Origin of the sequence: Streptomyces sp. NPDC051315, assembly GCF_044455165.1 — a bacterium.
Lineage (GTDB): Bacteria > Actinomycetota > Actinomycetes > Streptomycetales > Streptomycetaceae > Streptomyces.
This window is the reverse complement of sequence record NZ_JBITEN010000010.1, coordinates 61,370-85,713: the sequence shown is the minus strand read 5'-3', so window position 1 is coordinate 85,713 and position 24,344 is coordinate 61,370. Positions and strand designations below refer to the sequence as shown.

The following is a 24,344-nucleotide window of genomic DNA, read 5'->3' as shown; positions in this document are numbered from 1 at the left end:
AGGGGGCGCGGTGTCCGAAGGACCGGCCAGTGAACGTCTGATCGCGGGCCGCTACCGTCTGCTGTCCCCACTCGGCGAGGGCGGCATGGGCACCGTGTGGCGGGCCCGGGACGAGGTGCTGCACCGCGAGGTCGCCGTCAAGGAGGTGCGCGCCCCGGCCGGGTTGCCCACCGCCGACATCGAACGGCTGTACGCCCGACTGGAGCGCGAGGCCTGGGCCGCGGCCCGGGTCGCCAACCGGAACGTCGTGACGGTGTACGACGTGGCCACGCAGGACGGCCGGCCCTGGATCGTCATGGAGTTGGTGCGGGGCATCTCCCTCGCCGATCTGCTGGACGCCGAGGGCCCGCTGGAGCCGGCCCGGGTCGCGCACATCGGCGCCGAGGTGCTGTCCGCGCTGCGGGCGGCGCACGAGGCGGGGGTGCTGCACCGGGACGTGAAACCGGCCAACGTGCTGATGTCGAACGACGGCCGGGTGGTGCTCACCGACTTCGGCATCGCCACCGTCGAGGGCACCTCCGCGCTGACCATGACCGGTGAGGTCATCGGCTCCCCCGAGTTCCTCGCGCCGGAGCGGGCGCTCGGGCGCACGCCGGGGCCCGAGTCGGACCTGTGGTCGCTGGGCGTGCTGCTGTACGCGGCGGTGGAGGGCGACTCCCCCTTCCGGCAGGACACCCCGCTGAGCACCCTGCGCGCCATCGTCGACGAGGAGTTGCCGCCGCCGCGCCGGGCGGGGCCGCTCGCCCCGGTGATCGAGGGTCTGCTGCGCAAGGATCCGGCCGAGCGGCTGCCGGCCGACCGCGCCGAGCAGGACCTGCGGGTCGTCGCCGCGGGCGGCACCCCGCGCGCCGGGACGCTCGGGGCGACGCCGTACGCGCCCACGGTCGCGGGCGTGCCGTCGACGGCGGGGACCGAACCGCCGCCCCCGCGGCAGCCGACGCCGCCCGCGTGGACCGGGCCCGCCGCGACCACCCGGACCGACCGGGACGGCAACCGGCGTACCGCGGGTGTGCTCGTCGCGGGCGTGACGGCGCTGGCGTTGGCGGTCGCCGGGCTGACGTACGGGCTGCTGAACCGGGGTGACGGGGACGACGGTGCCGGGGGCGCCACGACGAGCCGGTCGCAGGGCGTCGGTACGTCGACGTCGCCGTCACCGTCGCCGGAGGAGAGCGGGACGGGGGGCGACGGGCCGCCCTCGCCGAGCGCGAGCCCGAGTGAGAGCGAGAGCGCCTCGAGTGAGGCTCCGGCGCAGTCCGTCGCCGTCACCGTCACCGGCACGCACACGGACTACTCCGGCGCCTGTCCGCCGCCGGGCGAGGAGGCGCCCGCCTTCACGGCGACCATCACGGTGGGCCGGCTGCCCGCACAGGTGTCCTACCGATGGGTGTCGGAGGAGGGCGAGCTCGCGGACTCCGGCTGGAAGACGCTCGACTTCCCGGCGGACGGCGGCAGGTCGCGGCAGGACCGGGTGAGCGTGACGACGTACGCCGAGAGCGGGACGTACCGGAACGCGATCGGGGTCGAGGTGCGCGAGCCGCAGCGGACGACGTCGAACGCGGTGCCGTTCTCGGTGACGTGCGAGACGGAGGCCCCGTCGGACGGAGCCTCCCCCTCCGCGTCACCCTCGGAGTGAGGGCTCAGGCCTTGCTGTTGAACACCGGCAGATAGCCGCCCGACTGACCGGACGCGGTCGGGTGGTAGGACTCGCCGATGTTGAGCCAGTTGACGCTGTGCAGCCAGGAGCTGCCGGAGCAGATCTCGTGGCCGGTGAACGTGGTGCGGACGTCACCGAAGACGAAGCCGTGGGCCGCGGCACGCTGGGCGATGGCGGTGTTGAGGTGGTCGGAGGCGTTGTTGATGGCGGCGCGCTTGGTCTCGGACATGCCCAGACAGGTGGTGCCGAGCTTGTAGAAGCGGGGGTAGCCGATGACGACGACGCGCGCGTTGGGCGCCTTGGTGCGGATCGCCGAGTAGACGCTGTCGAGCTTGCCGGGGAGGGTCGAGTCGACGTACGCCCTGGCCGTGTTGATGCGGGACACGCACGTGCTGTCGGAGCCGGTCACGCAGGTGGTCATGACGTCGGCGAAGCCCGCGTCATTGCCGCCGACGGTGATGGAGACCAGCCCGGTGGAGGAGTTGAGCGGCGCGAGCTGACCTGAGAGGACGTCACCCGTCCGGGCGCCCGAGCAGGCGGTGAAGGCGAACGACGCGGGAGCGTGGGCGGCGTTCCACAGGTACGGGTAGGCCTTGGTGCTGCGCTTGCAGTCGCCGCTGGTGCTGAGGTAGCTGCCGGCGCCGACGCCGGAGGAGTAGGAGTCGCCGAGGGCGACATAGCCTCCGGCCGCGGCGAGTTGGGTGCCCTGCGCCGAGGTGGCCCCGGTGAGGGCGGCACCGGCGGCGAGGAGGACAGAGCTGACGAAGACGGCGATACGGGAACGTCTCATACAACCTCCCTTTAGCAGGATCTCTGCCACAACCGTCGTAGCAACTACGCGTGTTGACGGGAAGTGTCCATGCCAAGCCTTTTCCCGTCGTAGCGTGATTGATCATGCCAGGTTTATTACGTGGTCATGTCAAATTTGTTGACAACGCTTCAACTCCCTTGTTCTACCCCTGTAGATGACTCAGGCTTTGCCCCAGCAGAGAGCGGTACGCCGCGACGCTCGACGCCGTGTGCGCGACTCCGCGCGCACCCCCCACAGACGCGCGCCCCACCCAGGCGCGCGCCGCCTAGAGGAGGACTCCCTCGTAATGGCACAACTTCGCAGCAACAAGGTCCGCGTCACCGCCGCCGCCACCGTAGCGGCCGCCGCCCTCGTCGGCGGACTCACCGCACTCCCCGCCCAGGCCGCCCCGGCCGAGGGCAGGGTGCTCGCGGCCGGTTCCCCCACCGCCGTCAAGGACAGCTACATCGTCACCCTCAAGCAGGACGCCGGCTTCAGGGCGTCCTCGACGACCGGCAAGGACCTCATCAAGGAGTACGGCGGCTCGGTGAAGAAGACGTTCGGCGCCGCGCTGAACGGCTACACGGCCACCCTCTCCGCCGCCGAGGCCCGCAGACTCGCCGCCGACCCGGCCGTCGCCTCCGTGGAGCAGGACCAGACCGTCCGGCTGGCCGACACCACGCAGTCGAACGCCCCCTGGGGCCTGGACCGCATCGACCAGACCTCGCTCCCGCTCTCCGGCACCTACACCTACCCGGACTCCGGCGGCAGCGGCGTCACGGCGTACGTCATCGACACCGGCGTGCGCATCACGCACTCCCAGATCAGCGGCCGCGCGGTCAACGGCTACGACGCCGTCGACGGCGACACCGTCGCCCAGGACGGCAACGGCCACGGCACCCACGTGGCCACCACGATCGCGGGCACGACGTACGGCGTCGCCAAGAAGGCGAAGATCGTGGCGGTCCGGGTGCTGAACAACAGCGGCTCGGGCACCACGGCCGGCGTGATCGCGGGCATCGACTGGGTGACGGCGAACCACTCCGGCCCCTCGGTCGCCAACATGTCCCTCGGCGGCGGCGTCTCCACCACCCTGGACGCGGCCGTCCGCAACTCCATAGCGAGCGGCGTGACCTACGCCGTCGCGGCCGGCAACAGCAGCACCACCGCCTCCTCGTCCTCCCCGGCCCGGGTCGGCGAGGCCATCACCGTCGGCGCCACCACCAGCACCGACGCCAAGGCCAGCTACTCCAACTACGGCTCGGCCCTGGACATCTTCGCCCCCGGCTCCTCCATCACGGCCGGCTGGTACACCAGCGACACGGCCACCAACACCATCTCGGGTACGTCGATGGCGACCCCGCACGTCGCGGGCGCGGCCGCCGTCTACCTGGCGAGCCACACCTCGGCCACTCCGGCCCAGGTCGCCACGGCGCTGGTCAACGGCGCCACCACCGGCAAGGTCACCAGCGCGGGCACCGGCTCCCCGAACCGCCTGCTGAAGATCGTCCCGTGAGGCAACACCGTTGAAACAACGGTGAGTTGAGTTCAGTTCCCCGGAGGCGCCGGCCGTCTCCGGGGAACACTTCTGTCAGGTCCCTGATCGCGCTTGTCCGTTGTGACGGTGGGACGACCCGTTGTGTAACGGTCAAACGAACAAAAAGGTGAGGTCTCTTTCCAGGTCTTGCCATACGGGCGCAATCGTCAATACCGTCAGACATCTCACCCGCATCGGACCGTCAGCAAGCGGCACCAGGGGAGGGCTCAAGGACCGCGACGGTTCCGGCGCGGGGCGCGGTAGGGGGGTGCCGTGCTCGGTGACCGCACTGTGTGACCGAGCCGTGCCGCGCGGTCGGCTGCCGTTTTCCGGGGCCGGCCAGAATTGCCAGCTCACCCGGCGTGCGCGGAGAGGTCTTCCGCCATGCCGTGCCGGGGGCTCGGCGGAGAGGTCTTCCGCCATGCCGTGCGGCCATGGGTGAGAAACCCCCCTTTCGAACCGGACGTGGATCCGGGCCGCCCAGGGGCGGGCGGTCCACCGGACGAGAGGGACCAGACTCATGAGTTCCGTTCTGCAGCCGGCGACATCGGGCCAGGACTTCGAGGCTCCGTCCACCGTCGGCAAGTACCGGCCCATCTCCTCTCACCTGGCCATCGCGCCACCGGTGAGCGTCGTGATTCCCGCGATGAACGAGGCCGAGAACCTTCCGTACGTCTTCAAGACCCTGCCCGACTGGATCCACGAAGTGGTGCTGGTCGACGGCAACTCCACCGACAACACCGTCGAGGTCGCCCGTGACCTGTGGCCCGGCGTCAAGGTCGTCGGGCAGCAGGGCCGGGGCAAGGGCGACGCCCTGATCACCGGCTTCGAGGCCTGCTCCGGCGACATCATCGTGATGGTCGACGCGGACGGCTCCGCCGACGGCAACGAGATCGTGTCGTACGTCTCCGCCCTCGTCTCCGGCGCGGACTTCGCCAAGGGCTCCCGCTTCGCCAACGGCGGCGGCACCGACGACATGACCTTCATCCGCTGGCTGGGCAACCGCGTCCTGTGCGCCATCGTCAACCGCAAGTTCGGCGCCCGTTACACCGACCTGTGCTACGGCTACAACGCCTTCTGGCGGCACTGCCTGGACAAGATCGAGCTGGACTGCACCGGCTTCGAGGTCGAGACCCTGATGAACATCCGGGTCGTCAAGGCCGGGCTGCGGGTGCAGGAGATCCCCAGCCACGAGTACCTGCGCATCCACGGCGTGAGCAACCTGCGCGCCGTGCGCGACGGGCTGCGCGTGCTGCGGGTGATCCTCAAGGAGCGGTCCAACCGGCGGGCGCTGCGCCGCCGCGGCCACCGCTCGCCGATGCTCGACACGGTCCGGGGAGAGGTGTCTTGAGCAAGAACGGCACCGGCACCGATACCGGTACCACCGATGCCACCGACTCCGGCGGCATCTCCGTCGTCATCTGCGTCTACACCGAGGACCGCTGGGCTGACATCCTCGCGGCCGTCGCCTCGGTGCGCGCGCAGACCCGGCCGGCCCTGGAGACCCTGCTGGTCGTCGACCACAACCCGGTGCTCCTCGACCGGCTGACCAAGGAGTACAAGGAGGTCGACGAGGTACGCGTGCTGCCCAACGCGGGCCCGCGCGGCCTGTCGGCCGGCCGCAACACCGGCGTCGCCGCCTCGCGCGGCGGCGTCATCGCCTTCCTCGACGACGACGCCGTCGCCGAACGGGACTGGCTGCGCCGCTTCGCCGACCCCTACAGCGACCCGCGGGTGATGGCGGTCGGCGGCCGGACCGTACCGGTCTGGTCCTCCGGCCGGCGGCCCGACTGGTTCCCCGAGGAGTTCGACTGGGTGGTGGGCTGCTCCTACCGGGGCCTGCCGCCCGGCCGGGTCCGGGTGCGCAACGTCCTCGGCGGCAACGCCTCCTTCCGGCGGGAGGCGTTCGAGATCGCCGGCGGCTTCGCCACCGGCATCGGCCGCGACGGCGACAAGCGGCCGCTGGGCGGTGAGGAGACGGAGCTGTGCATCCGGCTCAGCCGCGCGCGACCCGACGCGGTCCTGCTCGTCGACGACCGCGCGGTGATCCACCACAAGGTGCCCGAGGCCCGCGAGCACTTCGCGTACTTCCGTACCCGCACCTACGCCGAGGGGCTGTCCAAGGCGCTCGTCGCCCGCAGCGTCGGCACCGGCAAGGGGCTGGAGTCCGAACGCCGGTACACCACCCGGGTCCTGCCGGCCGGCGTCGCCCGTGGCCTGCGCGACCAGCTCCTGGGCCGCTCCGGCGGAGCCCGCCGCGCCGGCGCGATCATCGCCGGCGTCCTGACCGCCGCCGGCGGCTACGTGGTGGGAACCGCGAGGGCCCGGCGCGAGGGCACGACGTTCTCGGTGGTACGGATCGGCGAGAAGGCCGGGACCGCCGCCACCGGGGCCGCCGGACGGGAGGAGGACGCCGCATGACGCAGGCGCGGGTTCCGATCCTGATGTACCACGCGGTCACGGCCGAGCCGAACGACGCCACCCGGGCCCTCTCGGTCACTCCGGAGGCGTTCGCCGAGCAGATGGCGACGATCGCGGAGCGGAGGCTCACCCCGCTCACCACGGCCGGTCTGGCGGCCCGTTGGCGCTCCGGCCGGCCGCTTCCCGCCCGGCCGGTCCTGATCACCTTCGACGACGGCTACGAGGGCGTGCACCGGCACGCCCTCCCCGCCCTGGCCGAGCACGGCTTCCCGGCCACGCTCTTCGTGTCCACCGGCTGGCTCCGCGGCGCGTACGACACCGGCGGCGGCCTGGACACCATGCTGGACTGGGACCAGGTGCGCGAACTGGCCGAGGCCGGCGTCGAGATCGGCGGCCACAGCCACAGCCACCCGCAGCTCGACCAGCTCGACGACGCCACCCTGCGCGCCGAGCTGACCCGGTGCCGGGACATCGTCGCCGACGAACTGGGCTCCCTGCCCGTGTCGTTCGCCTACCCGTACGGCTACTCCAGCAGACGGGTGCGCACGGCGGTGCGGGAGAACGGGTTCGCCCAGGCGCTGGCCGTCGGCAACTCCCTCGCCCGCCGGGCCCAGGGGCCGTACGCCCTGCGGCGGGTGACCGTGCGGCGCGGCACGGGCGCCGAGGAGTTCGAACGGCTGCTCGACGGCCGGGCCGTCGCCCGCGCCTTCGCCCGGGACCGCGCCCTGACCAAGGGGTACGCGGTGGTCCGCAGAACCCGGCAGATCCACCGCAGGGCCGTCGGGGCCCTCGTCTGAGCGCACGGGCGCGGCCGGGGCGAGCGGGCCCCGGCCGCCTCCGTGCGGCGGCGCGCGGCGCACCGCACGTACCGGGCACATCCGACACACCGGCGCGCAGCACGGAAACCGGGTGCACGCGGGCCCCCGGTGCCGGATCATGGCGGCATGTCCGCGCACCCACACGACGCTCTGCCGATCCGGCTCACCGTCGACGACTCCGACTCCCCGTCCGATGTCGTCGACGCGCTGTTCCTCGGCCGCTTCGCGACGGGCGAGCAGCCGTACTCGCACGCGGTGAACATCGACCGCGTGCGCTCCGGCGCGAACCTGATCCCGACCGGGGCCCGCGTGCTGCGCGTCGCCCGGGACGACGACCGCAGCGCGACACTCGCCGAGGGCGACGGCTGGACGCTGCTGGTCTCCCGCTGGAACCGCGGCGCCGATGTCACGGTCACCGCCACCAGCGCCGAACTGGCCGCCAAGGTCCTCGACGAGGCCACGGACGGCGCGGCGGACGAACCCGAGCCCCAGCCGGAGAACGTGACCATGGGCTTCTGGTACGTCTCCCCGAGGCGCGGCCCGCACCGCACCACCCGGCAGATCTCCGCGGGCACGTGGGACGAGATCCGTCCCAACTACACCGCCCCGGTCGCCGAGGCGATGGACCACCTGATGGGGACGACCCCGGAGGACATCGCCGGCCGGCTGCTGCTCCTGCACGGCCCGCCCGGCACCGGCAAGACCTCGGCGCTGCGCACCCTGGCCCGTTCCTGGCGGGACTGGTGCCAGGTGGACTGCGTCCTGGACCCCGAGCGCCTGTTCTCCGACGTCGGCTACCTCATGGACATCGCGATCGGGGAGGAGGACGGCACCGGCAAGGGCCGCTGGCGGCTGCTGCTCCTGGAGGACTGCGACGAGCTGATCCGGGGCGAGGCGAAGCACACGGCCGGCCAGGCGCTGTCGCGGCTGCTGAACCTGACCGACGGTCTGCTGGGCCAGGGGCGCAACGTCCTGGTGGGGGTCACCACCAACGAGGATTTGGAACGCCTGCACCCGGCGGTGGTCCGTCCGGGCCGCTGCCTGGCCCGGATCGAGGTCGGCCCGCTGACCCGCCGGGAGGCGGTGGACTGGCTCGGCACCGAGGACGGCGTGGGCCGTGAGGGCGCGACCCTGGCGGAGCTCTACGCGCTGCGGCGGGGCACCTCCCCGACGTCGGTGCCCGAGCCGCGGGAAGGGGCGGACGCGGGGCTGTATCTGTAGCCGGCCACGCGGGGTGTTTTGATGGAGGTATGACCCTGTTCGTCGGCACGTCGGGGTGGCAGTACAAGGACTGGAAGGACGTCCTGTACCCGGCCGACGTCCCCGTGCGACGGTGGCTGGAGGAGTACGCGGCGCACTTCGCCACCGTCGAGATCAACAACGCCTTTTACCGGCTGCCGTCCCGCGAGACCTTCGCGTCCTGGGGCGAGCGCGTCCCGCCGGACTTCGTGGTCGCGGTCAAGGCGAGCCGGTACCTGACCCACATCAAGCGGCTGCGGGACCCGGAGGAGCCGGTGCACCGCCTGATGAGCCACGCGGCCGGTCTCGGCGCCCGCCTCGGCCCGGTGCTCCTTCAGCTCCCCCCGACCCTGCGCGCGGACCCGGACCTGCTCGACGCCTGCCTTACCCGTTTCCCGTCCGGCACGCGCGTGGCGGTCGAGCCGCGCCACGACTCCTGGTGGACACCGGCGGTCCGCGAGGTCCTTCAGGCCCGCGGCGCGGCCCTGTGCTGGGCCGACGCCCACTCCCGCCCGGTCACGCCCCTGTGGCGGACCGCCGACTGGGGCTACGTCCGCTTCCACCAGGGCCGCGCCCGCCCCTGGCCCCACTACGGCCGCCGCGCCCTGGAGACCTGGCTCGACCGCATCGCGACCACCTGGCCGGCCCACGCGGACGTGTACGCCTACTTCAACAACGACCCCGGCGGCGCGGCCGTGGAGGACGCGATGACGTTCGGGAGGGCGGCGGAACGGGCGGGCCTGAACCCGACCCGCACCCCGGACCGCGCGTCCCTGTCCCACCGGTGACACTCGGGCGGCCGCCCGCCCGGGAGACCACCCCGGCCTCCGTCCCCGCGGCACCGCGGAGCCGCGGCTCCGCTCCGAGCCCACTCCCGGGGGTCGCCTCCTGCGCGTCCCCCGGAGACCGTCCCCGGCTCGCTCCCCGCAGGCCGGCCGATCCCATGTCCTCGTGCCGTCCCGTCGGGCCGTCCCGGGCCGATCTCCTGGGGACCCGTCCCTGACTCACCCCCGGCAGGCCCTCCCCGGCCCCACCCGCAGACCATCTGCGCCCCCACCGGGAAACCGCCCCGGCCGACCCGCAGACCGTCCCGGCCCACGCCGGGGAACCACCCGGCCCCACCGCGGACCACCTCCGACCACGCCCGCTGACCGCGCCACCTGTGCCCACCCCCGCAGGCCGCCTCCGAGCGCGTCCCCGAAGACCGTCCCTGTCTCACCCCCGGGCAAACGGCCCCGGGTCCACCCGCGGACCCTCCCGACCCGCCCCGATCCGTCCCCGCCAACCGCCCGACTCATTCCCGAGACCGCCACCCACGGCTCTCCCCTAGGCCGCCGCCCACGGCTCACCCCACAGACGGCATCCACGGCTCTCCCGTGGCCGCCCCCCAGAACTCACCCCTCACGGATCGCCGCCCGCAGCGCTCACTCCCCGTAAGCCGCCCGCAGGGCGTCCCGTACGCCGGCCAGGGCTTCCTCTTCCGTGAGTCCCAGTCGTCGTGCGCGCTCCGCGTAGGCCTGGGCGGCCGTGGCCGTCTCGCGGGCGGCGGCCGAGCCCGCGGCGGCGACATACGTGCCGTGGCGGCCCCGCGTCTCGATCACCCCGTCGGTCTCCAGCGCCCGGTACGCCTTGGCGACCGTGTTCGCCGCCAGCCCGAGCGACTCGGCGAGGCCCCGCACGGTCGGCAGCCGATAGCCCACGGGCAGCTCGCCCGACCGGGCCTGCTCGGCGATCTGCGCCCGCACCTGCTCGTACGGCGCGGCACCCTCAGCGATGTGGATCTTCAAGGTCACGGCCCGATTGTCCCGTACCCGCCGGAAAATGGGAGGCATCCGCTCATCCCCGGCCCGTAGCGTGCGCTCACATGACCGTCATCGTGCGTGATCTGCGCCCCGGCGTCCCGGCCGACCTGGAGGGCTTCGTCCGGGTCCGGGACCTGGCGCTGCCCTACCTGATCTTCACCCCGGAGTCCGTGGCCCACGACGCGGCCCGTGCCCACCCCGACGCCCGCTCGCGCCGGCTGGTCGCCGAGGAGGACGGCGAGATCGTCGGCACGGCCCAGGTGGGCCTCGCCCACGACAGCCCGGAGCCCGGCCAGGGCTTCCTCAACGTGTACGTGGACCCGGCACGGACCGGCCGGGGCGCGGGCACGCTGCTGGTGCGCACCGCCGAGGAGCACCTGGCGGCGCACGGGGCGACCCGGTTGTTCTCCTGGGTGCTGGACGATCCCCGCAACCTCGCCTACGCCGAGCGGCGCGGCTACCGGCCGAGCCGCTCCGCGCACTTCCTCACCCTCGACCTGGCGAACGCCGCCCTGCCCCCGCTCCCGGACCCGCCTCCCGGTGTCGCCCTGCGCACCGCGGCCGACTTCGCCGACGATCCCCGCCCGCTGTTCCTGCTGGACGCGGAGACGGTGTCCGACGAACCGGGCGACATCAGCACGGAGTTCACGGACTACGAGGCCTGGGTCGAGGAGAACTGGCGGCATCCGCTCCTCGACCTGGAGCTGACCTCGGTCGCCGTGGCCGACGGCCGTCCCGTCGCCTTCAGCGTGGCCCACACCGACGGCGCCACCCGCTACCGCTCGGGCATGACCGGCACCGCTCGCGCCCACCGCGGCCGGGGCCTCGCCAAGCTCGTCAAGAACGACTCCCTGCACCGCGCCCGCGCCGCCGGGTACACGCTGGCCCTGACCGGGAACGACACGGACAACGGCCCGATGCTCGCGATCAACAAGTGGTTCGGGTACGAGATCCGCGCGACGGAGGTGCGCCATGTCCGCGAACTCGGCTGACGCCATCGGCTCCCCGCGCCAGGTGGACGTCGTCCTCGTCAAGGGCGGCCGGACGAAGATCCGTTACCCGGCGGAGCTGCTGTCCGACGACGGCACGCGCTTCGCCGTCCGTGCCGCCTGGGCGGGCGAGGGCGTCCGCGACTTCGGCTTCGTACGGTTCGAACCGGGTGACGTCTTCACGGAGTACTACTGGCGTGACCGCTGGTACTCCGTGAAGGAGGTCCGCGACGCGGCGGGCGCCCTGAAGGGCTGGTACTGCGACATCACCCGGCCCGCGACGCTCTCCGGCGGCGAACTGGTCGTCGAGGACCTCGACCTGGACCTGTGGCGGTCCGCCGACGGCACGGACGTACGACGGCTGGACGAGGACGAGTTCGAGGAGAGCGGGCTGGCGCGACGGGACCCCGAAGCCGCGGCCGCCGCGATGACCGCGCTGGACGAGCTGGAGGAGTTCGCCACGGTCGAGGGCGGCCTGGAATCGCTGCTGGCGTAGGGGGGCGGCCTCATACGGTCGCCACCACCGCGTACCGCTCGTCCGCCACCTCTCTCCCCCACAGCCGCGCGTCGTCCGACAGCCGCTCCACGCGCGCGTGCCCGGTGAGCGGGGCCAGCAGGGCGGTGAGCCGGTCCGCGGGTATGCCGACGGGGCCGACCGTGCCCCACACGCCCTCGACCAGCACGAGCCGCCCTCCGGGGCGCAGCAGGTCGCACCAGCGCCGCAGGACGCGTGCCGGGTCGGGCAGGGCCCACAGCAGGTGCCGTACGAGGACGGTGTCGAAGCGCCGGCTGCCGACCGGGGGCGCCGCCGCGTCACCGAGAAGGCACATCGCGTCCCGTCCGGCGAGTTTGGCGCGAGCCAGGCCGATCATGGCCGGGGAGCGGTCGACAGCGATGACGTGGTGTCCCTGCTCGGCGGCGAGCAGGGACAGACTGCCGGTGCCGCAGCCGAGGTCGAGCAGGTCGCAGGCGCGCTGGGGAAGCCATCCGCGCAGCCTGTCCTCCCAGGCCGCGCGCACCTCGGGGTCGCGCAGGCCGTGGTCGGGCTCGTCGTCGAAGGCGGCGGCGGCCGCGTCCCAGTCGACACGTACCGAAGTCGTCCCGTCACTCTGGTTTGCCATACCCCCAAGAGTGACACCCACCACTGACAGTCGAATCGTGACAGCCGCCACTGACAGAACAGGCGGCGATGAGGAACTCTCCCCGCACGGGTCTACCTCCGTGAAACCGCGGAACCCGGTAGCCCTGAAGGAGGCAGCCATGCGCCGTACGACCGTGCAGAAGCCCCTGAAGAAGACGGACTCCCGCCGGCTCCGCGACGAGGTGGACGACCGCCCCGCCGGCCGCCCCGAGGTGCGCAAGGACATCGCGCGCACCTGGTGGCCCGACGGGTGACAGCGCCCGCGGCCCGCGTCAGGCGAGCCGCTTGCGGTAGTGGAGGCGGTCGTAGGGGCCGCCGACCCGTCGTTCCACGACCTCGTAGCCGTACTTCGGATAGATCTTCCTGTTCTCCCCCATCATCGCGTCGTGTGGAGCCTGACCTCGGGCAGGCCGAGCGCACGCGCGTGTGCGTCCACGAAGTGCAGCAGCCGCCGCCCCACGCCCGTGCCATGGGCGTCGGGGCGGACGGCGACGCTGTGCAGGTACAGGTGGTCCGCGCACGGTCCGCGCACGCCTCGACCACCACCAGGCCGGCGACGGGCTCACCGGTCACGAACACCCTGCCCGCGGTCACGTCCGCCGCGTGGTCCGCCTCCATGGGCTGCGGTACGACCCCGATCCGCTCGATGTACGGGCGGTACGCGGCGTCGGTCCGCCCGCACGGCCGGTACGTCGGCCGCCGTGGCGGGCCGGATCCCCTCGCTCGTCCCCCTGCTCGTCAGGGCGCGCACGCCACCTTCCTCATCTCAGTCTGAGCGCTTCCTTAAGGCGACCCTAAAGATCGTCTCCGGCCACCCTCAGCAGGCGATTTCGCGGTTTCTTGGTTCCGGCACACATCAGCACCGGTTCCGAGGAGAGCCCCATGCCCGCACGCCGCAAGGCCGTCATCATCGCCGCACTGGGTCTGACCCCGACGGCCCTGACCGGGCTGTCCGCCGCTCCCGCGGCCGCGCACGGCTCGATGGGCGACCCGGTCAGCCGCGTCGCGCAGTGCTACGCGGAGGGCCCCGAGAGTCCCGACTCGGACGCCTGCAAGGCGGCCGTCGCGGCCGGCGGCACGCAGGCGCTGTACGACTGGAACGGCATCCGCATCGGCGACGCGAACGGCCGCCACCAGGAGCTGATCCCGGACGGCAAGCTGTGCAGCGCGAACAACGCCGCGTTCAAGGGCCTCGACCTGGCCCGCGCCGACTGGCCCGCGACGAGCGTGCGCGGCGGCTCGTACACCTTCCGGTACCGCGTGACCGCCCCGCACAAGGGCACCTTCACGGTGTACGTCACCAAGGCCGGTTATGACCCCGCGCAGCCGCTGGCCTGGTCGGACCTGGACCTGGCGCATCCGGTGGCGACGGCCACCGACCCGGTCGCGTCGGGCGGTTTCTACACCTTCTCCGGCACCCTGCCCGAGCGTTCGGGCCGGCATCTGCTGTACGCGGTGTGGCAGCGCTCGGACAGCCCGGAGGCGTTCTACTCCTGCTCGGACGTCACCTTCGGGGGGAGCGCCCCGGCCGCTCCGGCCGCCTCCGCGCCCTCCGAGGAGCAGATCGAGGACGGCGCCGACAAGTCGACGATCGAGCACCACGGCCACGGCGACGACGACGCCACCACGACCACGGACCCGACCACCGCCCCGGCGGACACCGCCGCCGCACCGGCCGGCGACTCCGCCACCGACCCGTCGTCCGCGGCCCCGGCGGCCCCCGCGGCCGCGGACGACGCCCCGAAGGCCGCGGCGGCCAACGAGCCGAAGGCCGCAGGCGCGGGCGGGAGCCTCGCCGAGACCGGTGGCGACGGCAGCACCCCGTACCTCGTCGTCGGCGGCGCGGCCGTGCTGGCGCTGGGCTCGGCGCTGCTGTTCGGATCGGTGCGGCGGCGCGCGGCGGGTGGCGGCCGGCACGGCCGCTGACCCCACGCACTCCGGGGCCCGACCGGCGGCTCAGGCCGGTCGGGCCCCGGCGCGACCCCGCTGTCAGCCGATCACCGACGCGCAGGTGGTGGGGGTGGCGTGCGCCGGATCGAGCGCGTTGGCCACCTCGTGGAAGGCGATGCGGTCGGTCAGCCCGAGCAGCGCGTGCTCGGACAGGTCGAGCGGGCACAGGTTCTGGATGAGTACGTTGGTGACGTCGCTCCCGCTCAGGAACTGCGACCGGTACGGCGTCACCACCTCGTCGTACCTGGTGGCGATGACCGTGTAGCGGACGCCGGGGACGGTGTCGCCGCCCGCGTTGAGCCTGGTCATGAAGGCGGAGCCGGCGATCTGCTGGGCGAGGGCGGGGGTGGCCGCGGTGAGCAGGTCCTCGGCGCCGGGGAAGTACGGCAGCAGGCGGGTGAGCCCGGCGAGGGTGGTGCCGTGGTTGTTGGGGGCGATGCCGACGAGGGCGTTCACCTTGGCGGCGCCGCCGAGGAACTTCAGGTAGTAGCGGGGCATCATGCCGCCCTGCGAGTGGCCGACGAGGTCGGCCTCGGCGGCGCCGGTCGCGGCGAGCACCTTGTCGACGTAAACGGAGAGTTGCTCCGCCGACTTGTCGATGGGGCCGAGACCGTGGAAGAAGGGGACGCCCGGGAGCCGGCCGTAGTCGAGGGAGAAGACGCAGTAGCCGCGGCCCTTCAGGTAGGGCGCGAGGGCGAGCCAGTTGTCGACGGAGTTGGCGAACGTGCCGTGGACGAGGACGACGGGGCGCGGGTGGGCGGCGGAGGGCTCGCAGTCGTAGTCGTTCCAGCCGCCTGCGCTCCCGGCGGCGCTCGGGCGGGGGGCGGGGTCGGAGGCGGTGGCGGTGGCCGGGACCGTGACGGTCGCCGCGGTGGCCAGCAGCACGGCGGCCAGCGGTCTGAGCAGGCGCTTCCAGGGCAGCATCGCGTGATCTCCTTGCGGCTCAAGGGAGGTTCGACGGCCTTACGCCTGGTGACCCGGATCACAAGGATGCTGTTCACTCGTCAAGTTACGAGCGAGTAGGTGAAGTGGGAAGTTACGCGTCGGTAAAAAATCCGCGTGACAGCCGGAGGTCGCGCTACCCCTGACGTTCCGTCACCAGAGGGGCCTGAGGGGACCATAGGGGGCGATGCGCGCCAAACCGTCCCGCAACGCACGCACTTCGCCCTCCCCGAGCACCTCGGCCCACGCCCGCACGGCCTCGGCTGCGGCCTCCTCCGCGGCCCGGGTGCACTCCCACCCGCGCCCGGTCAGCACGACCAGGCGGGCCCGCGCGTCCCCGGGGTGCGGCCGGCGCTCGACGTATCCCTTGCGGACGAGCTCGTCGACGAGCTGGCTCGCCGCCTGCTTGGTCACCCCGAGATGGGCGGCCAGTTCGGTGACCGTCGCACCGTCCGGGGCGAGCCGGGCGAAGGCGAAGCCGTAGGCGGGCCGCCCCTCGAAGCCGCGAGCCTCGACCCCGTCGCTGATGCGCCGGGTGAGGTCGCCGGCGGCGGCGAGCAGGGCGGCGGTCAGGGCGAGGGCTTCGGAGTTCTGCACGCCTGCAATGAAACACCCTTGACGAGATGGTCAAGCGGCTTGACCATGAAGGCGGAGAAACTGGTCAAGGAGCTTGACCAGCTGTCCGAGTCAGGAGTTCCCCATGCCCGTCGTCCGTCCCTCCGACGCCGTCACCCACGAGATCCACGGCGCCCGCTTCGTCTCGTTCGCCAACCCGCTGACCGGCAGCAAGGAGCTGGCCGCCTGGCGGGGCGAGATCCCGCCGGGGACGAAGGCGCCCGCGCACACCGTCACCCGGGAGGAGATCTTCCATCTGCTCGTCGGCGAACTGCTCCTCACCCTCGACGGACGCACCGAGCGGATCACGGCGGGCGACACCGTGATCGTCGGTCCGGGCACGACCCTGAGCGTCGAGAACCCGGCCGACCACACGGCGATCTCGTGGGTCACCACCTCGCTCGGACTGGAGGCGGTCCTGGAGGACGGCACGCGGATCACGCCTCCGTGGGCCAACTGATCTCCGCGCCGGGCGGGGTCACGCCGCCAACCCCCCGGGCATCACCGCCCTCGGCCCGAATTTCGCCCGCGCGCGGTCGGCGACCTCCTCGAGGCGGCGGGCCTTCTCGTCGACGGGGTCGAAGGTGAGCTGGTGGGAGGCCTGTTCGGCGGGGGTGAGGCCCTCGACGCGCAGGGCGACGGCCCGGACGCGGGCGCGCTGGAGGCCGAGCGCCTCGTACAGGGCGTACGCCGTCCTCGTCAGGTCCGCCGAGTGCGCGGTGGGCTCCCCGAGCGTGCGGCTGCGGGTCGTCGCGGAGCGGTCGGCGTAGCGGACGGTGAGGGTCAGGGTGCGGCAGACCTTCTCCACGGCGCGCAGTCGGGCGCCCAGTTCCTCGGTGGCCGACAGGAGCGCCCTGCGGTGGCGGACCGGGTCCAGTTCGTCGCGGTCGAAGGGGCGTTCGGTGGCCAGGGAGCTGGAGACGGCGTTCGGGACGACCCGGCCCCGGTCGATGCCGTTCGCCTTCTCCTGCAGCTCCCGGCCCGCCTTCGCGCCGACCAGGCGCTGGAGCGTGGACAGCGGCGCGGCGGCGACCCGGCCGAGGGTGTCGAGGCCGTACTCGCACAAGGTGCGGGCGGTCGCGGCGCCGACGCCGGGCAGCGCGGCGACGGGCTTCCCGGCGAGGAACTCCCCCACCGCGTCCTCGGGCACGGCACACGTCACCCCGGGCCGGGCCTCCCGCAGCGCCATCCGGGCCAGCATCGGGCCCGGCCCGGCACCGATGGCGCAGTCGACCCCGTGCAGCGCGAGCGACCGTACCCGGATCACGGAGGCCAGTTCGACGGCGCTGCGCCCGAAGTAGCGTTCGGCGCCCCGCAGGTCGGCCAGCGCCCCGTCCGGCGGCAGCGCCTCGACCACCGGGGTGAACTCCTCGAGGAGCCCGAGCAGTCCCGGCAGGGCGCTCTCGTGCGTCGGCGGCAGCTGGAAACGTACGCAGAGGATGGTCATCCCGCACTCCCCGGACTCTGGTGCCACAACTTCCTTCCCACCGCGGGCCCCTCGCCCGCGGGGCGCAGGTCGGCCCAGGGGTGCATCTCGTACCCCGTGGGCATCCGGATGCGCCGCCGCTCCATCGCGTCCTGGGCCGCGGAGCCGGCCGGCGCGGGCAGCCCGTCGGACCCGGCGAGCCGCCTGCGCGCCGGACCGTCGTCGGACCCGGACCCGGACCCGGCCTCGGCCTCGGACCCGGGGCCGGCCGGTTCGGCCAGCCGGGCCGCGACCCCTTCGAGCCCCTCCTCGCGCCGCACCTCGAGCAGGTCGGCGAGGTTCCACGCGGCGGCGCCCACCACGCTGAGGCTGCGCGAGCCGCGCCGCTGCACCACCCCGCGCACCAGCAGCAGCCAGGAGTGGAAGACGGTGTGGGCGCAGGCGTCGTGGGAGTCGTCGAAGAAGGCGAGGTCGACCAGGCCCGTGCCGTCGTCCAGGGTGGTGAAGACGACCCGCTTGCCGGAGCGGATCGGCGGGGTCTGCGTGGCCGCCTTGGCGCCCGCGACCAGCACCGTCTCTCCGTGCCGGGCCTCGCGCAGCCGGCGCGCCGGCACCACGCCCAGTTCGTCGAGGAAGGTGCGGTAGTCGTCCATCAGGTTGCGTGAGGCGTCCATGGACAGCACGCCCAGCTCCGCGCTGAGCTTCTCCGCGGAGGTGAGGTCGGGCAGTCCGGCCCCGGCGGTCTTCCGCCCGCCGGCCAGCGGGAGTTGGCCACCGCCCGCGCCCCGCGCGCCCCGGTGCAGCTCGGTCAGGTGCAGTTGCAGGTCCCGCCGGTTGGCGCCGAAGTCGTCCAACGCGCCCACCTGCGCCAGGCGCTGGGCGAGCGGCCGGCTCGGCCGCGCCCGCTCCCAGAAGTCGAGCAGCGAGGCGTACGGCTGTCCGTCCGCGATCCGCCGGGCCTCGGCCTCGCTGATGCCGTGCACGTCGGAGAGGGCCAGCCGCAGCCCCCAGGTGCCGGACGGTTTCGAGGACCCCGCGAATCCCCGGGATTCAGACACCAGTTCGATACGGTGGGCGACTCCCGACCGGTTCACGTCCAGCGGCAGGATCGGCACCCCGCGCCGCCGCGCGTCCGCCAGCAGCAGCCGCTTCGGGTACATCCCGGGGTCGTGCGTGAGCAGCCCGGCGTAGAAGGCGGCCGGGTGATGCGCCTTCAGCCACGCCGACTGGTACGTCGGTACGGCGAAGGCCACCGCGTGCGCCTTGCAGAAGCCGTACGAACCGAAGGCCTCGACGATCCCCCAGGTCCGCTGAATCGTTTCCGCGTCATATCCCCTGGCCGCCGCGTGCTGCGCGAACCACACCTTGATCCGCCCCTGCGACTCCGGGTCGGACAGCCCGCGCCGCACCCGGTCCGCCTCGCCGCGCCCGCAGCCGGTCATGACGGCGACGATGTCGATGACCTGCTCGTGGAAGACGACGACCCCGTACGTCTCCTTCAGCGGACCCTCCAGGTCGGGGTGCGGGTACCTGACCGGCGCCCGCCCGTGCCGCGCCTCGATGAACGGTCGCACCATGTCGGCGGCGACCGGACCGGGCCGGAACAGCGAGATGTCGACGACCAGGTCGTGGAAGGTGCTCGGCTGGAGCCGCCCGACCAGGTCCCGCTGTCCCGGCGACTCGATCTGGAAGCAGCCCAGCGTCTCGGTGGACCGGATCAGCGCGTACGTCGCCGGGTCGCCCGGCGGCAGCGCGTCCAGGTCGACCTCGGCGCCCGACGTGCGCTTCACCTCCGCGACCGCGTGCGCCATCGCCGACTGCATCCGCACGCCCAGCACGTCCAGCTTGAGCAGCCCGAGGTCCTCGACGTCGTCCTTGTCGAACTGGGACATGGGGAAGCCCTCGCCGCTGGTCGGCATCACCGGCGTACGGGCCAGGAGGGAGGCGTCGGAGAGCAGGACCCCGCAGGGGTGCATGGCGACGCCGCGCGGCAGGGCGTCCAGGGCCTCGACCAGGTCCCAGAGCCTTCCGTACCTCTCCCGCTCCTCGGCGAGGGCCTTGAGCTCGGGCAGTTCGTCGAGGGCCGCGCGGGCGTCGCGGGCCCGGATGTGCGGGAAGGACTTGGCGACGCGGTCGATGTCCGCGGGGTCCATGGACAGGGCCGCGCCGACGTCACGGATCGCGTGGCGCACCCGGTACGTCTCCGGCATGGCGACCGTCGCGACCCGCTCGGCGCCGAACCGGCCGATGATCGCCCGGTAGACCTCCAGCCGGCGCGCGGACTCCACGTCGATGTCGATGTCGGGCAGCACGACCCGTTCCTTCGACAGGAAGCGCTCCATCAGCAGCCCGTGCTCGATCGGGTCCGCGTGCGCGATGCCGAGGAGGTGGTTGACGAGGGAGCCGGCGCCGGAGCCGCGCGCGGCGACCCGGATGCCCATCGTCCGCACGTCGTCGACGACGTGGGCGACGGTCAGGAAGTAGGAGGCGAAGCCGTGGTGGGCGATGATGTCCAGCTCGCGGTGCATCCGCTCCCAGTAGTCGCGCCGCCCGTCGTAGCCGCGCAGCACCATCCCCGCCGCCGCCCGCGAGGCCAGCGCCCGCTGGGCGGTACGGCGGCCGGCGCCGACGAGGTGCGGCTCGGGGAAGTGGACGGTGCCGATGCCGAGGTCGTCCTCGGGGTCGACCAGGCACTCGGCGGCCGTGGCCCGGGTCTGCTCCAGCAGGCGGTGGGCGGTGTCGCGCCGGAAGCCGGCGGCCTCGACGATCCGCTCGGCGGCCCGCAGCATGGCCTGCGTGTCCTTCAGCCAGGCCTCACCCGAGTCCAGCTCCTTGGTCGGGTCGATGGGCACCAGACGGCGGGCGGCGTCCAGGACGTCGGCGACCGGGCCCTGGCCGGGGTCGGCGTACCGGACGGCGTTGCTGAGCACCGGGCGGATCCGCTGGTCGGCGGCGAAGCCGACGGTGCGCGCGGCGAGACGCAGGGAGCCGGGGCCGGTGCCGGTCCGGCCGTGCCAGACGGCCTCCAGACGCAGGGCGTCGCCGTAGGCCTCCCGCCAGGGGGCCAGCAGCCTGGCCGCGCGGTCCGGGCGCCCCGCGGCGAGGGCGCGGCCGACGTCGGAGTCGGGGCCGAGCAGGACGGTCAGGCCGTCTCCCGCGTTGTCGGCCCAGGACAGCAGGGGGGTGTCCGCGGCGGTGTGGGCGGCGGACACGAGCCGGCACAGGTCGGCCCAGCCGCGGGCGCCGTCGCGGGCGAGGAAGGTGACGCGGGGGGTCGACTCGTCGACGAAGGCACCTCCGCGCACGGGGGTGCGGCGCCTCTCCCGTCGTACGGCTCCGTCGTTCCGTACCGGCTCGGGGGCCGCCACCGCCAGGTCCACCCCGAACAAGGGCCGTACGCCCGCCTTCGCGCAGGCCTTGGCGAAACGGACCGTGCCGGCGAGGGTGTCGCGGTCGGTGAGAGCGAGGGCGTCCATGCCCCGCTCGGAGGCGCGCTCGGCCAGCCGCTCCGGGTGCGAGGCGCCGTAGCGCAGGGAGAACCCCGAGACGGTGTGCAGATGCGTGAAACCCGGCACACGCACCTCCCGCACTCGAGCCCGAGTGGGCCGACCACCGGCCCTCGAACATCAGTTCCCAACTCTCTCACCTCCACCATAGACCAATTCCCGAACATCTGTACGACATCCGTTCGAGCGCGTCCCACCTGCGCAAACGCCCGGACGCCCGGACCGTGGGGACATGACACGGACCGCCGGTGCCGACGCCCGGCACCCGTCCTTCCTCGCCGAGGTGAAGGACGCCGGCACCCCGCGCGCCACCCTGCTGGTGATCGGCGTGGTCGCCCTCCACCCGCGCTCCCTCGCCTCCTACCGGGGCGCGCCGCACGACCCGCAGCCCAGGACGTGCCCATCGGGGTCGTCGCGCCGGGGACCGCGGACGCGCGGACGGTGGCCCGGCTGGAGCGGCTCCCCGGCGGGCCGCCGGACCCGCGCGCGGTGGCCGACGCGGCGACGACGCGGGAGCGGATCCGGGACCCCACCGGGAGATCGACGGGCACGACACCAAGAGGCTGTCGTCCTTCCACCTGACCGCCGGCCGGCGCGTGGGCGGCTACCTGTGCGCGTCGATCATGGCGATCAGCGCCGGCCGCGCCACTGGTCCTGTCGGCGCGGGCGGCCGCCGGGGTGGTGATCACGCTGCTGGCGGCGGGGCTGCGAGGGGGCGCGCCGACACCTGAACTCCGTACAGCGCTCCCGACGGTGCTCCCGCGCGCCGCCCCCCGCCTGGCGCTCCCGCCTGGCGCCTCCGTACGACGGCCCCGGCATTTCCGTACGACGGCCCCCGCCGGACGCCTCCCTGCGACGCCGAAGTCCCGCCCCTCGTGCGCGGGGCGGGACCTCACAGAGCGGTGCGGCGCCGGATCAGCCGATCTGCGTGCCCGTCGCCGCCAGCGCCTCCGTCACCGGCTGGAAGAACGTCTCCCCGCCCGACGTGCAGTCGCCGCTGCCGCCGGAGGTGAGGCCGATCGCGCTGCTGCCCGAGAAGAGGGAGCCGCCGCTGTCACCGGGCTCGGCGCAGACGTCGGTCTGGATGAGGCCGGTGACGATGTCGCCGTTGCCGTAGTTCACGGTGGCGTCCAGGCCGGTGACCGTGCCGGAGTGCACCTGGGTCGTCGAGCCGCTGCGGGTGACCTTCATGCCGACGGTGGCCTCGGCGGCGCCCGTGATCGCCTGCGCGGAGCCGTTGTAGAGGTTCACCTCGCTCGGGTGGTCGACGTCGGCCGTGTACTTGACGAGGCCGTAGTCGTCGCCGGGGAAGCTGGAGGTCTCGTTCGTGCCGATCGCGGCGCCGGAGGAGTCCGACCAGGTCGAGACGGACTCGGTGCAGTGACCGGCGGTCAGGAAGTACGGCTCGCCGCCCTTGACCACGTTGAAGCCGAGCGAGCAGCGCCCGCCGCCTCCGGTGACGGCGTCGCCGCCCGCGACGAAGGGGGTGAACTCCCCCTTGGTGCGCTGGAGCCGCGCCGTGGGGCCGAGGCCCTCGACCACCTTGGTGAGCCGCGCCCACTCGGTGCCGGAGACCGTGCGGTCGGCGGTGACGACGACCTTGTTGGTGGTCGGGTCGGTCACCCAGGAGGTGCCGGGGACGGTCGCGCCGTTCTCGAGCGTCGTACGGGCGCTCTTCAGTTCGGCGAGGGAGTTCTCGACGAGTCTGGCCTTGGCGCCGGCCGCCTCGACGGTCTTCGCGGCGGCCTCGTCGAGCACGTTCACCACGAGGCTCCTGGCCTTCGCGTCGTAGTACGCGCCCGCCGCGTCGGCGCCCAGGTCCGCGCCGAGGGTCGAGGCGAGCTTTCCGGCCGCCAGAGCCGTGAGGAGTCGGGGCTCGGAGGGCTGCGGGGTCTCGCTGGCGTTCGCAGTCTGGAAGGTGACACCCGCGGCGACGAGGGCGGCGATGCCCGCTCCCGCCATGACGGCCCGCCGCCGGGGTATGCGTCGGTGCTTCAACTCGTGTCCTCCTGTGGGGGGTCGGCCCGGACGGTTGTGGGGACCGTCCCGGGCCGGAAGGCTGGGTTGACGGGCGCCCACTCTTCCGAACCGCGCAGGGAGCACACAAGGTCGACTTCAGGACGCGCACACGGTGACCACCGCGCGCCTTCGGCGCCTTCACCACCCCGTTCACGCCGGGAGAGTTCGCGCTGCAAACGCTACGCGTGAGTAACCGTGTACAGGGTGGTGAGGTCTGGCCCTGGCTCGAATTCGCCCTTTCCTCAGGCGCGGTGGACGCCCGGTGCGGAGCCGCCCGTCCACCGGAACCGCCGCGCGGGCGCCGGTGAACCGCTCCGGCCGGCCCCAACGGGAAGCCCCCGCACGCCGGTTGCGTGCGGGGGCTCGCCTGCCTCTGGCCGCAGGTCGTGCGGTGGGATCAGAAGACGCTGACGCCGTAGGCGTTCAGGGCCTCCACCACGGGCTGGAAGAAGGTCGTGCCGCCGGAGGTGCAGTTGCCGCTGCCGCCGGAGGTCAGACCGTAGGCCACGCCGTTGGTGCCATAGAGCGCGCCACCGGAGTCGCCGGGCTCGGCGCAGACCGTGGTCTGGATCATGCCGTAGACGACGTCGCCGCCACCGTAGTTGACGGTCGCGTTCAGGGCGGTGACGCGGCCGGTGTGGATGCCGGTGGTCGAGCCGTCACGGGTCACCGCGGTGCCCACGCTCGGGGTGGCCGCGCTGGTGATGTCCGTGTTGCCGGCCGTGCCCGACTTGGCGATCGACGTGTTGCTGTACCGGACGATGCCGTAGTCGTTCGTCGGGAAGCTGGAGCCCGTGGTCGGACCGAGGACCGTGGTGCGGGCGGAGTTCGAGTACCAGGTGCCCGCGCCGTCGGTGCAGTGACCGGCCGTCAGGAAGTAGTAGTTGCCCGCGCTGTCACGGACGTTGAAGCCGAGGGAGCAGCGCCAGCTACTCGCATAGATGGCGTCGCCGCCCGCGATGTACTTCTGGAACTTGCCCTCGGTGCGCTTGATCGTCAGAGCGTCGGCGTTGACGCCGGCCTGCTCCTTGATCTTCGCTATCTCGGCCTGGGAGACCGTGCTGTCGACGGTGACGACGACCCGGTTGGTCTTGCTGTCGACCGCCCAGGCGGTGCCCGGGATGTCGGCCTTGAGCACCGAGCTGCTGGCGCTCTTGAGTTCGGCGGCGCTGAACGGGGTGGCGTCGGCCGCGCTCGCGTGGGGAATGGCGATGGCGGCCGCGGCGACGAGTCCGGTGGCGACGGCGGTCAGCCGGGTCCGTCTCGAGATGCCGCTGGTGGGGGTGGTGCGCTCGATCCTCACGTTTCGTTCCCTCCCAGGGGAAGTCGGGGGCCCGCGTGGGGTCGGGGCCCGTGAGGCGCAGTCGAGGGCCACCGGTGTCCGGATTCCGAACATCGCATGACCCTGACAAGCGCTGAGGGGGAGTATTCGGCCGAACGGACGGTCGGCGCAAGGGCGTCTTTCGGCCGTCAACCTTTGAATCAACTGAGTAGT

General features: G+C 73.1%; 21 protein-coding genes and 1 pseudogene. 12 read left to right on the top strand and 10 right to left on the bottom strand.

Going from position 1 to position 24,344, the window contains the following annotated elements; all coding sequences use genetic code 11:
- Positions 1-10 precede the first annotated feature (10 nt).
- On the top strand, positions 11-1,633 hold the full coding sequence (locus tag ACIBBD_RS20280) for a serine/threonine-protein kinase (protein WP_399420828.1): 1,623 nt from the start codon (positions 11-13) through the stop codon (positions 1,631-1,633).
- A gap of 4 nt (positions 1,634-1,637) precedes the next feature.
- Here the strand turns inward: ACIBBD_RS20280 and ACIBBD_RS20275 are convergent, their stop codons facing one another.
- Positions 1,638-2,444 (bottom strand): SGNH/GDSL hydrolase family protein, encoded by an 807-nt coding sequence (locus tag ACIBBD_RS20275; protein WP_399420827.1) that lies wholly within the window; start codon positions 2,442-2,444, stop codon positions 1,638-1,640.
- A 307-nt stretch (positions 2,445-2,751) separates the two neighbouring features.
- Between ACIBBD_RS20275 and ACIBBD_RS20270 the strand changes: the two genes are divergently transcribed.
- The 6 genes from ACIBBD_RS20270 to ACIBBD_RS20245 all read left to right on the top strand — a co-directional run bounded on the left by ACIBBD_RS20270 (position 2,752) and on the right by ACIBBD_RS20245 (position 9,247).
- The gene (locus tag ACIBBD_RS20270) at positions 2,752-3,960 is read left to right on the top strand and encodes a S8 family peptidase (protein ID WP_399420825.1); all 1,209 of its coding nucleotides are present in this window, start codon (positions 2,752-2,754) and stop codon (positions 3,958-3,960) included.
- Positions 3,961-4,501: 541 nt separating this feature from the next.
- Positions 4,502-5,332 carry a glycosyltransferase family 2 protein gene (locus ACIBBD_RS20265; protein WP_399420824.1) on the top strand — a complete coding sequence of 277 codons (831 nt, stop codon included), beginning with the start codon at positions 4,502-4,504 and terminating at the stop codon, positions 5,330-5,332.
- On the top strand, positions 5,329-6,402 hold the full coding sequence (locus ACIBBD_RS20260; protein WP_399420823.1) for a glycosyltransferase family 2 protein: 1,074 nt from the start codon (positions 5,329-5,331) through the stop codon (positions 6,400-6,402). The genes ACIBBD_RS20265 and ACIBBD_RS20260 overlap by 4 nt, the downstream gene beginning before the upstream one ends.
- Positions 6,399-7,199 (top strand): polysaccharide deacetylase family protein, encoded by an 801-nt coding sequence (locus ACIBBD_RS20255; RefSeq protein WP_399420822.1) that lies wholly within the window; start codon positions 6,399-6,401, stop codon positions 7,197-7,199. The genes ACIBBD_RS20260 and ACIBBD_RS20255 overlap by 4 nt, the downstream gene beginning before the upstream one ends.
- Positions 7,200-7,346: 147 nt before the next feature.
- Entirely contained in the window at positions 7,347-8,441 is a 1,095-nt protein-coding gene (locus tag ACIBBD_RS20250) for a DUF5925 domain-containing protein (protein WP_399420821.1), read from the top strand.
- A gap of 29 nt (positions 8,442-8,470) precedes the next feature.
- Positions 8,471-9,247, top strand: coding sequence for a DUF72 domain-containing protein (locus tag ACIBBD_RS20245; RefSeq protein WP_399420820.1), 777 nt, complete (start codon positions 8,471-8,473; stop codon positions 9,245-9,247).
- A gap of 636 nt (positions 9,248-9,883) precedes the next feature.
- Here ACIBBD_RS20245 and ACIBBD_RS20240 read toward each other — a convergent pair.
- On the bottom strand, positions 9,884-10,252 hold the full coding sequence (locus ACIBBD_RS20240) for a GntR family transcriptional regulator (protein ID WP_399420819.1): 369 nt from the start codon (positions 10,250-10,252) through the stop codon (positions 9,884-9,886).
- Positions 10,253-10,323: 71 nt separating this feature from the next.
- On the opposite strand from ACIBBD_RS20240, the gene ACIBBD_RS20235 reads away from it, so the two are divergent.
- Together ACIBBD_RS20235 and ACIBBD_RS20230 are read left to right on the top strand one after the other, a co-directional pair.
- Positions 10,324-11,253, top strand: a complete 930-nt coding sequence (locus ACIBBD_RS20235; RefSeq protein ID WP_399420818.1) for a GNAT family N-acetyltransferase — start codon at positions 10,324-10,326, stop codon at positions 11,251-11,253.
- Positions 11,234-11,746 (top strand): DUF402 domain-containing protein, encoded by a 513-nt coding sequence (locus tag ACIBBD_RS20230; RefSeq protein ID WP_399420817.1) that lies wholly within the window; start codon positions 11,234-11,236, stop codon positions 11,744-11,746. Before ACIBBD_RS20235 ends, ACIBBD_RS20230 begins: the two co-directional genes overlap by 20 nt.
- A 10-nt stretch (positions 11,747-11,756) precedes the next feature.
- Here ACIBBD_RS20230 and ACIBBD_RS20225 read toward each other — a convergent pair whose 3' ends face one another.
- Positions 11,757-12,371 carry a class I SAM-dependent methyltransferase gene (locus tag ACIBBD_RS20225; RefSeq protein ID WP_399420816.1) on the bottom strand — a complete coding sequence of 205 codons (615 nt, stop codon included), beginning with the start codon at positions 12,369-12,371 and terminating at the stop codon, positions 11,757-11,759.
- A gap of 139 nt (positions 12,372-12,510) precedes the next feature.
- On the opposite strand from ACIBBD_RS20225, the gene ACIBBD_RS20220 reads away from it, so the two are divergent.
- Positions 12,511-12,645 (top strand): hypothetical protein, encoded by a 135-nt coding sequence (locus ACIBBD_RS20220; protein WP_399420815.1) that lies wholly within the window; start codon positions 12,511-12,513, stop codon positions 12,643-12,645.
- Between the two features lie 18 nt (positions 12,646-12,663).
- On the opposite strand, the pseudogene ACIBBD_RS20215 reads toward ACIBBD_RS20220, so the two are convergent.
- Positions 12,664-13,133 (bottom strand): annotated as a pseudogene (locus ACIBBD_RS20215) (GNAT family N-acetyltransferase).
- Between the two features lie 140 nt (positions 13,134-13,273).
- On the opposite strand from ACIBBD_RS20215, the gene ACIBBD_RS20210 reads away from it, so the two are divergent.
- Positions 13,274-14,317 carry a lytic polysaccharide monooxygenase gene (locus tag ACIBBD_RS20210; protein WP_399420814.1) on the top strand — a complete coding sequence of 348 codons (1,044 nt, stop codon included), beginning with the start codon at positions 13,274-13,276 and terminating at the stop codon, positions 14,315-14,317.
- A 63-nt stretch (positions 14,318-14,380) separates the two neighbouring features.
- Here ACIBBD_RS20210 and ACIBBD_RS20205 read toward each other — a convergent pair whose 3' ends face one another.
- The gene (locus tag ACIBBD_RS20205) at positions 14,381-15,265 is read right to left on the bottom strand and encodes an esterase/lipase family protein (protein ID WP_399420813.1); all 885 of its coding nucleotides are present in this window, start codon (positions 15,263-15,265) and stop codon (positions 14,381-14,383) included.
- Positions 15,266-15,436: 171 nt separating this feature from the next.
- Positions 15,437-15,880: a MarR family winged helix-turn-helix transcriptional regulator gene (locus tag ACIBBD_RS20200; RefSeq protein ID WP_399420812.1), complete on the bottom strand. Its 444-nt coding sequence runs from the start codon at positions 15,878-15,880 to the stop codon at positions 15,437-15,439.
- A gap of 103 nt (positions 15,881-15,983) precedes the next feature.
- Between ACIBBD_RS20200 and ACIBBD_RS20195 the strand changes: the two genes are divergently transcribed.
- Positions 15,984-16,358, top strand: a complete 375-nt coding sequence (locus ACIBBD_RS20195; RefSeq protein WP_399420811.1) for a cupin domain-containing protein — start codon at positions 15,984-15,986, stop codon at positions 16,356-16,358.
- 18 nt (positions 16,359-16,376) lie between these two features.
- Here the strand turns inward: ACIBBD_RS20195 and ACIBBD_RS20190 are convergent, their stop codons facing one another.
- The 4 genes from ACIBBD_RS20190 to ACIBBD_RS20175 form a co-directional block, all read right to left on the bottom strand.
- Entirely contained in the window at positions 16,377-17,345 is a 969-nt protein-coding gene (locus ACIBBD_RS20190; protein ID WP_399420810.1) for a DNA polymerase thumb domain-containing protein, read from the bottom strand.
- Complete coding sequence (locus ACIBBD_RS20185; protein ID WP_399420809.1) at positions 17,342-20,899, bottom strand: DNA polymerase III subunit alpha; 3,558 nt, start codon at positions 20,897-20,899, stop codon at positions 17,342-17,344. Before ACIBBD_RS20185 ends, ACIBBD_RS20190 begins: the two co-directional genes overlap by 4 nt.
- Positions 20,900-21,745: 846 nt before the next feature.
- Positions 21,746-22,828, bottom strand: a complete 1,083-nt coding sequence (locus ACIBBD_RS20180) for a S1 family peptidase (RefSeq protein WP_399420808.1) — start codon at positions 22,826-22,828, stop codon at positions 21,746-21,748.
- A 418-nt stretch (positions 22,829-23,246) separates the two neighbouring features.
- Positions 23,247-24,152 (bottom strand): S1 family peptidase, encoded by a 906-nt coding sequence (locus ACIBBD_RS20175; protein ID WP_399420807.1) that lies wholly within the window; start codon positions 24,150-24,152, stop codon positions 23,247-23,249.
- Positions 24,153-24,344 lie beyond the last annotated feature (192 nt).